Annotated in this window: 12 protein-coding genes; 3 read left to right on the top strand and 9 right to left on the bottom strand. The window is 62.1% G+C overall.

The window, feature by feature from the left end:
* Nucleotides 1–96: 96 nt before the first annotated feature.
* The 9 genes from FB466_RS13885 to sdhC form a co-directional block, all read right to left on the bottom strand.
* Entirely contained in the window at nucleotides 97–972 is an 876-nt protein-coding gene (locus FB466_RS13885; protein ID WP_141917548.1) for a DUF3592 domain-containing protein, read from the bottom strand.
* Nucleotides 973–1254: 282 nt separating this feature from the next.
* Nucleotides 1255–1770: a DUF3592 domain-containing protein gene (locus FB466_RS08330; protein WP_170206078.1), complete on the bottom strand. Its 516-nt coding sequence runs from the start codon at nucleotides 1768–1770 to the stop codon at nucleotides 1255–1257.
* Between the two features lie 148 nt (nucleotides 1771–1918).
* Nucleotides 1919–2926, bottom strand: a complete 1008-nt coding sequence (trpS, locus tag FB466_RS08325) for a tryptophan--tRNA ligase (protein WP_141917544.1) — start codon at nucleotides 2924–2926, stop codon at nucleotides 1919–1921.
* Between the two features lie 50 nt (nucleotides 2927–2976).
* On the bottom strand, nucleotides 2977–3825 hold the full coding sequence (locus tag FB466_RS08320; RefSeq protein WP_141917543.1) for an exodeoxyribonuclease III: 849 nt from the start codon (nucleotides 3823–3825) through the stop codon (nucleotides 2977–2979).
* Between the two features lie 23 nt (nucleotides 3826–3848).
* The gene (locus FB466_RS08315; protein ID WP_141917541.1) at nucleotides 3849–4889 is read right to left on the bottom strand and encodes a YihY/virulence factor BrkB family protein; all 1041 of its coding nucleotides are present in this window, start codon (nucleotides 4887–4889) and stop codon (nucleotides 3849–3851) included.
* Between the two features lie 121 nt (nucleotides 4890–5010).
* The gene (locus tag FB466_RS08310; protein WP_141917539.1) at nucleotides 5011–5775 is read right to left on the bottom strand and encodes a succinate dehydrogenase iron-sulfur subunit; all 765 of its coding nucleotides are present in this window, start codon (nucleotides 5773–5775) and stop codon (nucleotides 5011–5013) included.
* 2 nt (nucleotides 5776–5777) lie between these two features.
* On the bottom strand, nucleotides 5778–7592 hold the full coding sequence (gene sdhA, locus FB466_RS08305; protein WP_141917538.1) for a succinate dehydrogenase flavoprotein subunit: 1815 nt from the start codon (nucleotides 7590–7592) through the stop codon (nucleotides 5778–5780).
* 28 nt (nucleotides 7593–7620) lie between these two features.
* Nucleotides 7621–8067: a succinate dehydrogenase hydrophobic membrane anchor subunit gene (locus FB466_RS08300; RefSeq protein ID WP_141917536.1), complete on the bottom strand. Its 447-nt coding sequence runs from the start codon at nucleotides 8065–8067 to the stop codon at nucleotides 7621–7623.
* 11 nt (nucleotides 8068–8078) lie between these two features.
* Complete coding sequence (gene sdhC / locus FB466_RS08295; RefSeq protein ID WP_170206077.1) at nucleotides 8079–8510, bottom strand: succinate dehydrogenase, cytochrome b556 subunit; 432 nt, start codon at nucleotides 8508–8510, stop codon at nucleotides 8079–8081.
* Nucleotides 8511–8745: 235 nt separating this feature from the next.
* Between sdhC and FB466_RS08290 the strand changes: the two genes are divergently transcribed.
* The 3 genes from FB466_RS08290 to FB466_RS08280 all read left to right on the top strand — a co-directional run bounded on the left by FB466_RS08290 (nucleotide 8746) and on the right by FB466_RS08280 (nucleotide 12266).
* On the top strand, nucleotides 8746–9864 hold the full coding sequence (locus tag FB466_RS08290) for a mannose-1-phosphate guanylyltransferase (protein WP_141917534.1): 1119 nt from the start codon (nucleotides 8746–8748) through the stop codon (nucleotides 9862–9864).
* Nucleotides 9865–9929: 65 nt separating this feature from the next.
* Nucleotides 9930–10994 (top strand): BMP family lipoprotein, encoded by a 1065-nt coding sequence (locus FB466_RS08285; RefSeq protein WP_141917533.1) that lies wholly within the window; start codon nucleotides 9930–9932, stop codon nucleotides 10992–10994.
* A 171-nt stretch (nucleotides 10995–11165) separates the two neighbouring features.
* The gene (locus FB466_RS08280; protein WP_141917531.1) at nucleotides 11166–12266 is read left to right on the top strand and encodes a BMP family lipoprotein; all 1101 of its coding nucleotides are present in this window, start codon (nucleotides 11166–11168) and stop codon (nucleotides 12264–12266) included.
* Nucleotides 12267–12328 lie beyond the last annotated feature (62 nt).

The raw sequence follows: 12328 nt of genomic DNA, 5'->3' as shown, positions 1-12328 counted from the left end.
CGATGCCATTGAGGCGCTGGTCCCCGCGGGGACCAGCGCCTCAATGCTGTCCGATGACCTGTTGGCGCGGCCTGTCGAGCGCACCCTTCTCCCGGGCTAACGCTGTCCGGGCTGTCCCGGATACTGTTGTCCCGGATAGTTCTGATCGCCCGCTGGCGACCCCGGCTGTGGCTGCGGGGGGTACGGTTGTCCCTGTTCTGGGTAGGGCTGCATTGGATTGCTGGCGGGTGTCAGCCCAGCATTCTGGGGCGACTGGCCGTACTGTTGCGGTTGTCCGTATGGTGGAGTCTGGCCGTACTGCGGCTGTGGTTGCCCGTACTGCGGGGTCTCACCGTACTGCGGCTGTGCCTGCCCATACGGTGGGGTGGTCTGCCCATACTGCTCTTGCGGGGCCTGGCCGTACTGTTGCTGTTGCCCGTACTGCGACCCCGGCTGCCCGTACCCGCCGCCCTGGTAGGCCGGAGCGGACGTTTTTGACCCGCCTCGGCCACGTACAGCGAAGAAGATGATCGAGCCGACGAGCAGAAGCAACCCACCCACAAAAGCCGACACGGAGAGCACCACGGCAATGGTCATCTTGTTCGCGGTGTTCTGGGTGTTCACGAAGGCGACCTCGGGGTTGTTCGGGTCGTAGACAATCGGTGCGGTAGCGCCCTCGTGGACCTTGCTCCGGGAAGACTGGCAGTCGCGGTCATCAGTCAGGCTCAGTCGTTCGCCGTCCACTGTCGTGTAGGAGTAGATCGGGCAATACTTTGTGGTGGTGCGCCCCCGTCGGCCGTGCGAGATATCGGTCTCCGTGGAGGTCACCGTTCCAGTGACCGACTCGCTTTTCCCGTCGAGCGACTGGTACGTCACCGCATCCGTGATGGACATATATCCGGCAAACACGCCGACCAGGAGCAGAACGACCGATAGAAAGAGGAAGGTGATCAACGTTTTTACGGGAGACTTTTTTACGCGAAACTTTTTCATGGGGGGCTTTCTTGTGGGGAGGCGCAACGGGCCCTATCCCGCGCACAAAAACTCCGGCATCCCACCCGGAGTGAGCGTGGATGCCGGAGTCGAGTTTACCGACCGACGGTGCAGGAGACCAAACCGGTCGTAGACCGTATTCAGCGTCTTCTCGGCCTGGATCGAAGACCGCTACAATCGCCGCAGGCACTCCGTGATCGGGAACCTCACACCTGCGGGGTTCGAGATGCGATACTCGTCACACGCCGCTGAAAGTCAACTCGCGGCTTAACCCGTGTGATGTCACTGCGGCTGCCCATACTCCACGGGCGGGTAGACCGGGTCGGCGAGTGCCGCGTTGCGCCGCGCCCGCCTGCGGGAAACGACCGAGATCGTAAGAGCCACTATCCCCAGGATCACCGCGACGACCCCCACCACACTGTTGACGGTCAAGGCCGAGGCGGTGTGCTGGGTGTCCACAAACGCCACGTCGGGGTCGTTCGGATCGTAGGAGATGGGTGCCGTCTCGCCGGAGTGCACGCTGCTCATATTCGAGTTGCAGTCGTGGTAGTCGATCAGCTGCAGCGTCGTTCCGCCCGTGGGCGTGTAGGAATACACCGGGCAGTAGGAGTTGTTATTGCTCCCGCGCCGCGCGTGGGTGGTCTTGGTGTGTGAACTGGTCACGGTTCCGGTCACCGTCTCGCTGCGCTGGGCCATTGCCTGGTGCTGGATGTTCTCCGTAATCGCGGGCACGCTCATGATCAGGCCAAAAAAGATCAGCACGATGCCGAGGAGAGAAAAATTCAGGTACTTTCGCACGGGGGGACTTTCTGTTGGGGGATGCGCAGGCATTCCCCTACACACAGACTCCGGCACCCATACCCCCGAGGGAGGACAGCGATGCCGGAGTCGAGCCTAGTGGATGCCGGAACTGGAGTGCACACTCATCGAGGTGACGCTGGGCGGCCTAGCGCCGACGCAGCAGCCCAAACCGGTCGTACACCGTGGCAAGCGTTTTCTCGGCGACCTCGGATGCGCGGTCGGCCGCTTTCGCCAGGATGCGGTCCAGCTCGGCCGGGTCGGTCAGGAGCTCGTTGGTGCGCTCCCGGATCGGTGTGAACGTGTTGGTGACCTGCTCGGCGATGGTCTTTTTGAGGTCTCCGTATCCGCGCCCCTCAAACTCGCGTTCAATCGACTCGACCGTGCGACCCGCGAGTACCGCAAAGATGGTCAGCAGGTTAGACACGCCAGGCTTGAGCTCGCGGTCGAAGCGGATCTCGCCGTCCGTATCCGTCACGGCGCGCATGATCTTCTTGGCCGTCACCGCCGGGTCGTCGAGGATACTGAGCAGCCCGGCCTCGGTCGCCGCCGACTTGGACATCTTGGCGGTGGGGTCCTGAAGGTCGTAGATCTTTGCCGTCTCCTTGAGGATCTGCGGCGTGGGCACGGTAAACGTCTGGCCGTAGCGCGTGTTGAAGCGCTCCGCTAGGTCGCGCGTGAGCTCTACGTGCTGCCGCTGATCCTCGCCGACGGGCACCGTGTCGGCCTGGTAGAGCAGGATGTCGGCGGCCATCAGGATCGGGTACGTAAACAGGCCGACGGATGCCGTATCTGACCCGTGCCGCTGTGACTTGTCTTTGAACTGGGTCATCCGGCTGGCCTCACCGAACCCCGTGAGCGTGTTGAGTACCCAGGCGAGCTCCGCGTGGGCGGGTACATGCGACTGCACGAACAGCGTGGATTGCTCGGGGTCGATCCCCGCGGCGATGTACTGAGCGGCGGTTGAGCGGGTGCGTTTTACGAGTGAGGCCGGATCCTGCGGCACCGTGATGGCGTGCAGGTTGACCACGCAGAAGAACGCGTCAAAAGTCTGCTGCATCCCCACCCACTGCGAGAGAGCACCGATGTAGTTGCCGAGGTGGAGGGAGTCGCTGGAGGGCTGCATCCCCGAAAAGATGACGGGCTTGGAGGTCATGAACGAGTCTTTCTGGCCAGAGTGGTGGTAAATATCTGTGGATATACGAGCTAGATCGCGTAGTCAACGACCACGGGGGTGTGGTCGCTCCACCGCGCGTCGTAGCTGTCGGCCCGGTCAACCGCGTAGTCGGCGACGGTTGCCGCGAGAGCGGGTGTGGCCACGTGGTAGTCGATGCGCCACCCCGTGTCGTTGGTGAAAGCCTGGCCGCGCCAGGACCACCAGGTGAACGGTCCGTCCACCTCGCCGGCGTGCTGGCGACCCACGTCAATCCAGCCCAGGCCGGGGCCCACCGTGTCGTCCACCCCCACCACATCCTCGCCCAGCGGGCCAAAGAAACGGTCGAAGTAGGCGCGCTCGCGCGGCAGGAAGCCGGAGCGTTTGCGGTTGCCGCGCCAGTTTTTGATGTCGAGTTCGCGGTGCCCCACGTTGAGATCGCCCGTGACGAGGGCGTACTCGCGCTCGGCTGCGAGCTCGGGGAGTCGTTGGGTCATGGCGTCCAAGAACAGCCACTTGGCATCCTGTTTGGGGGTGTCCACCTCGCCCGAGTGCACGTAGGTGCTCACAATCGTGACGGTCTTCCCGTTGATCTCAAAGTCGGCTTCCAACCAGCGGCCGGAGCTGTCAACGGTGTCGTCACCCAGTTCGGTGCGGTGGGCGAGTGCGGGCTGGCGGCTGAGGATGGCCACCCCGGCGCGGCCCTTGATCTCGCACGGGTCGTGCAATACGTGCCAGCCGTCTCCCACAAGCGCCTCAATGTCTGCCGTGGTCGCGCGGACCTCTTGAATGGTGACAATATCCACATCTCGCGATTCCAGCCAGTCACCCATCCCCTTGCGGAAGGCGGCGCGGATGCCGTTGGTGTTGATCGAAGCGATACGAAGTGCAGACTGAGGCATAGACCAATCTTAGTCAGGCTGCGCTACATCGCGGGCGGCTCGATTCGGCCCCGCCGTCGCCCGCGTCGTGTCGCCCGCGGCGGTACCCCGGACGTTGTGGTTGCCTCGGTCGTTGTGGTTATCTCGGTCGCGCCGGGGTCGCCCATGTCGGGGGTGTGGCCGGGTGCAAAGCCAAACCGGTCTTCCGATTCAACCGAGATCCAGGCTGCCCCCAGCAGCAGGATACGGCAAATCAGGTTAAACCAGACCAGGATCCCGATGAGGGTGGCAAACGACGCCAGCAGCGGATTATTTCCCGCCCCCGATGCGAGCTGTGAGCCGAGTAGCTGGATGACGGCGAGAGCGGCCCCGCCCACGACTGAGACCCGGATCAGGATGCCTCGGTTGACCCGCACCCCTGACAGCACCCGATAGATGGACATGAGCAGGATGGCGTCGAACACAAACATCACGAGGAGCGCCACCACCCGGGTGAGCGTGCCGAAGAACCAGGAATCCTCGGCGACGCCCACGCACGTGAGTACGGTGGTCAGCAGCGAGCTGCTGAGAATCATCAGGACCGCGGAGATCACGATCCCCACGGCGAGCACGGCGGCCAGCCCGAAGTCACGCAGCTTGAGCAGGAAGGCGTTGCTCGGGACAACCGGTACGGCCATCATCCGACGGATCGCCTCTCGGGCCGTGGCGAGCCAGCCCACCGCGACCGATATGAGGCTCACGGCCGCTAGTGCACCCGTCCAGCCCAGGATTTCTGCCTGAATCAGGCTGTCGAGGCTGGTGGCCCCCTGCTCGCCGATGAGGCCGGGGACGAGCGTGTTGAGTTGCTCCACGATGGCGTGCTGGAGTTCGGTGTTGCCAGCGATGGCGAGGCCCAGCGTGGCAAAACCCACGTAGAGTGCGGCGAAAAGTGCAAACACGGCCTGGAATGACATCCCCGCCGAGAGTAGATTGCCGCCCCGCTTACCGAAGTGCAGGAAGACGCGCACCACTCGGAAGGTCTTCACCCACTCGATCAGCCGCTCCACCCGGCCCTGCACCTGCTTGAACGTCCGCTGTATCCCCACGTCCCCACCCTAGTACGGGCCGTTTTCGTGGAACAGTTTTGTGAGTGTGGGTGGACGTTAATGTGAGGCGGCCCCGACGCGGTTTCTGGGAGAAACGCGTCGGGGCCGCCGTGGGCCTGGGTTAGACCTTGCCGCGCACGATGGCCTGCTTGACCTCGGCGATGGCCTTGGTCACCTGGATGCCGCGGGGGCAGGCTTCGGAGCAGTTGAAGGTGGTGCGGCAGCGCCACACACCCTCCTTATCATTCAGGATGTCGAGACGCACGCTCGACGCCTCGTCGCGCGAGTCGAAGATGAAGCGGTGCGCGTTCACGATTGCGGCGGGGCCAAAGTACTGGCCGTCCGTCCAGAACACGGGGCAGCTTGAGGTGCACGCGGCGCACAGGATGCACTTGGTCGTGTCGTCAAACCGTTCGCGGTCGGCGATGGTTTGCACGCGCTCCTTGCCAGCACCCGGCTGTGAATTAGCGATCAGGAAGGGCTGAACATCGCGGTAGGAGGCGAAGAAGGGCTCCATATCCACGATCAGATCCTTCTCGAGCGGGAGACCCTTGATTGCTTCCACGTAGATGGGCTTCGAGATGTCGAGGTCCTTGATCAGCGTCTTGCAGGCGAGGCGGTTGCGGCCGTTAATGCGCATGGCATCCGATCCGCAGATACCGTGCGCACAGGAACGACGGAAAGTGAGCGAGCCGTCCTGGTCCCACTTGATCTGGTGCAGGGCGTCCAGGATGCGATCAGTTGGATACATCTGGACGTCAAAGTCTTGCCAGCGCGGCTCGTCATCAACCTCTGGATCAAACCGGCGGATGATGAGCGTGACGGTGAAGGACCGGTGTTCCTCGGCAGCGGCCGGTACGGACGCCTCAACAGTAGGGGTACTCATGCCTAGTACTTCCTCTCCATCGGCTGGTAGTTAGTCACAACAACGGGTTTCCAATCGAGCGTGATGTGATCCTCGGGGTCCGGCGAGTGCGGGTCGCCCGAGAGGTAGGCCATCGTGTGCTTCATGTACTTCTCGTCGTCGCGGTCGGGGTAATCGTCGCGCATATGTCCGCCTCGACTTTCTTTGCGGTTGCGCGCGGCAAACACGAGCACCTCGGCCAAGTCGAGCAGGAAGCCCAGCTCAATTGCTTCCAGTAGGTCGGTGTTGTAGCGCTGGCCCTTATCTTGGATTGCGATGTTCGTGTAGCGCACGCGCAGGTCGTGGATGGTCTTCAGCACGTTACCGAGTGACTCGTCAGTGCGGAATACCTGGGCCCCGCGGTCCATCTCCTCCTGCAATTCTTTGCGGATGGTGGAGAGACGCTCGGTGCCTGTGCTGTTGCGCAGCATATCAACCAGTTCGCGGACCTCCTTGGTGGGGTCTGCGGGTAGCGGGACGAAATCTGCCGTTTTCGCGTAGGCGGCGGCAGCGTTACCGGCGCGCTTGCCAAACACGTTGATGTCGAGCAGCGAGTTGGTGCCGAGACGGTTTGAGCCGTGCACCGATACGCAGGCGCACTCGCCCGCCGCGTACAGACCGGGAACAACCGTGTCGTTGTCGCGCAGTACCTCGGCCTGGACGTTCGTGGGGATGCCCCCCATCGCGTAGTGTGCCGTGGGAAACACGGGGACAGGCTCGACCACCGGGTCAACGCCCAGGTAGGTGCGGGCAAACTCCGTGATGTCTGGCAGTTTGGTTTCGAGTACCTCGGCACCCAGGTGGGTGCAATCGAGGTAGACGTAGTCCTTGTTGGGGCCGGCACCGCGGCCATCCAGCACCTCCTGCACCATGCAGCGGGCCACGATATCGCGGGGGGCGAGGTCTTTAATGGTGGGGGCGTAGCGTTCCATAAACCGTTCGCCGCTGGCGTTACGGAGGATGGCACCCTCGCCGCGTGCACCCTCGGTGAGGAGAATGCCGAGCCCGGCCAGGCCGGTGGGGTGGAACTGGTAGAACTCCATGTCTTCCAGGGGGAGTCCCTTACGCCAGATAATGCCGACGCCATCGCCCGTGAGTGTGTGTGCGTTGGAGGTGGTTTTAAAGATTTTGCCAAAGCCGCCCGTGGCGAAGATGATCGACTTGGCCTGGAACACGTGCAGCGTTCCGGTGGCCAACTCGTAGGCGACGACCCCGGAGGGCTGCTTCACGCCGTCCACCTCGGTCATTGCCAGGTCAAGTACGTAGTACTCGTTGAAGAAGTTGATGCCCAGCTTGACGCAGTTCTGGAACAGCGTCTGGAGGATCATGTGACCGGTGCGGTCGGCGGCGTAACAGGCACGGCGCACCGGAGCCTTACCGTGGTCGCGCGTGTGGCCGCCGAAGCGCCGCTGGTCAATCTTGCCCTCGGGCGTGCGGTTGAAGGGCAGGCCCATGTTTTCCAGGTCGATGACCGCGTCGATGGCCTCCTTGGCCAGGATCTCGGCGGCATCCTGGTCAACCAGGTAGTCGCCACCCTTGACGGTGTCGAAGGTGTGCCATTCCCAGTTGTCGTCTTCTACGTTGGCCAGCGCGGCGGCCATACCGCCCTGGGCGGCACCCGTGTGCGAACGGGTGGGGTAAAGCTTGGTGATGACGGCGGTCTTCGCCTGGGGGCCAGCTTCAATGGCGGCACGCATTCCGGCACCACCGGCTCCGACGATGACGACATCAAATTGGTGGTAGTGGATTCCATCGACGATTTTTACCTCGTCGGTCTCGCTCTGAGGAGTGCTATTCACGAAAATGTTCTCCGGTGTTCTGAAAGTTTTAGTTAGCGACGGGGCAGAAGCTGGCGACCAATGAGGGGTCAGCGCCCGCGGGGCAGGGATCAAACGTGTAGATCACCAGGGTGCCGAGCACGATCAGGATTACGGTCGCGAGCAGCAGTGCCCACTTGAGAATCCCGTTGGTGAGTCGCTTGGTGGCGTAGTCGTTGACGAGGGTGCGCATACCGTTGGCCCCGTGGATGAGAGCGAGCCACAGCAGTAGCGTGTCCCACACCTTCCAGAAGGGGTCGGAGAGCTTTCCGCCGACGAAAGCGAAGTCAATGGCCTTGATGCCATCGCCCACCCAGAGGTTGACGAATAGGTGGCCGAAGATGAGAACGACGAGCAGCACTCCGGATGCTCGCATATAGATCCAGCCCCATTTTTCCCAGTTAACGCCTCGTCGGCGGGTCACTGCGGGGGTGCGTGGTGCCTGAATTGTGGTCATGATGCGCCTCCTTAGTGACTAAAAACGTTGATGAGGTGACGGGGGGCAAACGCCAGCATGGTGACGACCCAGAGCCCGATAACCACGTAGAAGAGGTACTTCTGATATGCGGTGCCCTTGCTCCAGTAGTCCACCAGGATAATGCGGAGGCCGTTGAACGCGTGGAAGACAATCGCGCCGACCAGCCCCACCTCGCCGATTCCCATGATGGGGTTCTGATACGTACCGATCACGGCGTTATACGCCTCTGGGGTGACGCGGATGAGCGCCGTATCCAGAATGTGTACGAGTAGGAAGAAGAAAATGGCTACGCCGGTGATTCGGTGCAGTACCCAGGACCACATTCCTTCATTTCCGCGATAGAGAGTGCCAGCAACAGCCGACTTCTTTTTCTTTTGTGCGGGCCGATGCCCCTCGGCTAGGGTTCCTGTCGGTGCTGACACGAACAACCCTCCTTGGCTGTATGGTCGCGGCGTAAATTTCCGCGCCTCAGTGGATGCGCGTTACGGCGCCCACCTAGCTTAGTCATCAATATCCGGGTTCGCTGGTTAGGGACGCCTAAGTAACTCAGGGTCCATCATTATTGTGATCGTGTTGTGACCCGTGTGGTTCTGGGGTGAGAGAGCAAGGGGGAGGGTGCGGAGAATCGTCAGGATCGGCCTGGGTAGACTGTCGCGCATGAATACATCTCAGGAGTTTGACCGGTTTTACAGCATCATTCCGGCCGGTGGCGTTGGCTCCCGCCTGTGGCCGCTCTCCCGTGCTGATGCCCCCAAATTTCTGCTTGACCTCACGGGCTCCGGCCAATCGTTGCTGTGCGACACCTGGGATCGGGTCACTGCACTGGCGGGCCCCGACCGCGTGATGGTGGTGACAGGCCGCACTCACCGCCGGGCGGTCTGTGAGCAACTGCCCCACCTGGGCGAGAGTAATACCGTGCTGGAGGCGCAGCCTAAGGATTCCTCCGCCGCGATTGGCCTGGCCGCCGCCATTTTGGAAAAGCGTGAGCCCGGTGTGATCGTTGGCTCGTTTGCGGCCGACCATGTGATCCGTGGCCAGTTGCTCTTTCGCCGTGCGGTCGCCGAGGCGGTGGCGCTTGCGGATGCCGGGCGCATCGTGACAATCGGGATCGCGCCCACCGAGGCCTCCGTGGGCTTTGGATACATCCACACCGGGGAACCCATTGATTCGCTGGGTGGTCGGGATAGCTACGAGGTGCGTTCGTTTGTGGAAAAGCCTGATGCTGAGACCGCGCAGCAATATCTTGCGAGCGGTGAATACCTCTGGAACGCGGGGATGTTCATCTCGCGCGCCGATGTGCTGCTTGACCAGATGGCGCAGAGCGAGCCCGAGCTTGTGGCCAACCTGCGTGCCCTGGCCGAGGTCTGGGATACTCCGCAACGAGATGCCGCGGTTGACCGGATCTGGGACAGTCTGCCCAAGGTGGCCATTGACTATACGGTGGCCGAGCCGGCGGCAGAGCGCGGTGCGATGGCCTGTGTCGCCGCCCACTTCGAGTGGGATGACGTGGGCGACTTCGCGAGTGTGGCCAAGTTGCTGACCCGTGGCCGACCGTCGGACCTGGCGGTGCTTGGCCACGATGCCCGCATTTTGTCGGATGCGTCCAACGGCATCGTGGTGGCCCAGTCGGATCGTCTGATCTCACTGATTGGTCTCGAAAATATTGTGGTCGTGGATACCCCCGATGTGCTCCTCATCACAACCAAAGAAAACGCTCAGAAGGTAAAGTCTGTTGTTGACCTGGTGAAGAGATCCGGCGAAAGCACCGTACTCTAGTCGGGTGAGCGGGTGGTGGGAGGACACGGCACCGACCGCACGGCACAACTGAGGAGTTTCGCGCCATGAACAAACTGCCCCGCATCGCCCTCGGCCTTGGCCTCGCAGGAGTCCTGATCGGTCTCGCTGCCTGCCAGCAGGCTCCCCAGCCTGTCGAGACGCCCGAGGCTACGACGGACTATTGCGCTCGTATGGTCACCAACTCGGGCGGCCTTGATGATCGTTCCTTCAACCAGTCCACGTGGGAGGGCCTCCAACAGGCCGAGAAAACGCTCGGCATCGAGGCCACCGCGCTTGTCTCTACAAACGAGACCGACCTCTCGCCCAACGTGCAGCAGGCCGTGGAGTCGGGCTGTCAGATGGTCGTCACGGTGGGCTGGGAGCTCGCGGAGGCCACCGCGACCGAGGCTGCGGCCAACCCCGATACCCACTTTGTGATCGTGGACGAGGTGGTTGACGCCCCGAACGTGAAGCCCCTCGTCTTTCAGACGGCTGAGGCCTCCTACCTGGCCGGGTACCTAGCCGCAGGGGTGTCCAAAACCGGAATCGTCGCCACCTTTGGCGGCGACGCACAGCCTCCCGTTACGCTGTTCATGGACGGCTTTGTGGGCGGGGTTGCCGCTTACAACGCCGCGCACGGTACCGATGTGCGGGCCCTGGGGTGGAATGCCGAGACCCAGCAGGGCTCGTTCACGGGCGACTACGAAGATGTCAGTAAGGGCAAGACCCTCGCGCAGGGATTCATTGACCAGGGTGCCGATGTGATCCTACCGGTTGCCGCCCAGGTGGGCGAGGGTGCCGCCGCCGCCGCTCTCGACAACGGCAACGTGATGATTATCTGGGTGGATAACGACGGCTTCGAGACTCTCCCGAGTGAGTACCGCTCGATTGTGTTGACGAGCGTGCTCAAAAACACCGGCACCGCGATCCAGGACATTGTGTCGGATGATCTCGCGGGTCAGTTCACGAGCGATGCGTTTATCGGCACTCTCAAAAACCAGGGTGTTGATATCGCGCCTTACCACGATCAGGCCGTCGCCGTGAGCGAGGAACTGGGGGCCGAGATCGATCAGTTGAGACAGGACATTATCTCGGGCGCGGTTCTCGTCGAATCGCCCAGTGCCCTCTAGCATGATCGGGGTGGCGGCGATTTTCTGCCGGTGTGTATGGTCTAGGAGTTCAGTGATTGGGTTATAACCGTTGTGTTGCAGCGTGCGGGTGGTTGTGTCTTCCCTCGTAATAATGTGTAACGTTGTGGCAATACGAGGCCTGCACGCGTGGGCCAGCACTTGGAGGATATTGTGAAAATCACGTCACGCAAGGCCGCGCTCGGCGGTTTCGCTTCGCTCGGTGTGGTCACCCTGCTCGCGGGTTGTGGGTCGGCGCCGACCGATGACAGCACGAAATCGGCCGCATCCGATTTCTTGCCCTGCATGGTGTCGGACGCTGGCGGCTTCGATGACCGTTCGTTCAACCAGCTCAGCTTCGAAGGGATGAAGGCTGCGGCGAAAGAGCTTGGCGTGGAGACGAAAGAGGCTGAGTCCAGTGTGGAGACCGACTTCCCGAGTAACCTGACCAGCCTGGTCGATGCGGATTGTGACCTGATTACGAGCGTGGGCTACAACCTGTCCGCCGCAACGGTTGAGTCGGCCACCGCCAACCCCGAGGTGCACTATGCGATTGTGGACGATCTGGCCGACAACAACTTCGACGGCACGACCGACGCCGACAATATCAAGCCCATTATCTTTGACACCGTGGGTGCGGCCTTCCTAGCCGGCTATGCGGCTGCTGACACCACCAAAACCGGTATTGTGGGCACCTTCGGCGGCATGTCGATCCCGTCGGTGACGATCTTCATGGACGGATTCCAGCAGGGTGTGAACTACTACAACACCGAAAAGGGTGCCGAGGTGAAGGTTCTCGGCTGGGACTACACCACGCAGGAGGGTAGCTTCACGGGTGGCTTTGAGGCCAACGAGAAGGCCAAGTCGCTCGCCCAGGGTCTCCTGGACCAGGACGTCGATGTGATTATGCCCGTCGGTGGGCCGATCTACCAGAGCGCCGCCGAGGCCATCATCGACTCGAAGAAAGACATCGCGCTGATCGGCGTGGACGCCGACCTCTTCGTGAGTGACCCCACCTACAAAGACATGTACCTCACGAGCGTTCTCAAGGGCCTATCGAAGGGTGTGGAGGAGACTGTTCTCTCCGCGGAGAAGGGCAACTTCTCAACCGATCCCTACGTGGGAACACTCGAGAACGATGGTGTGGGTATCGCCCCCTTCCACAACTGGGAGGACAAAGTTAGCAAGACCCTACAGGCAGAGCTTGACGATGTTAAGGCGGGGCTGATCGACGGGTCCATCACGGCGACCTCGGTGTCGTCGCCGAAGCAGTAGGTTCCGACGGCCCGACCTCGTCGGGTCGTCTGTGCGAAGAATGGTGTGGGGAGAGCCAGCAT

This window comes from Klugiella xanthotipulae (genome assembly GCF_006716695.1).
Lineage (GTDB): Bacteria > Actinomycetota > Actinomycetes > Actinomycetales > Microbacteriaceae > Klugiella > Klugiella xanthotipulae.
This window is presented reverse-complemented; position numbering and strand designations above follow the sequence as displayed.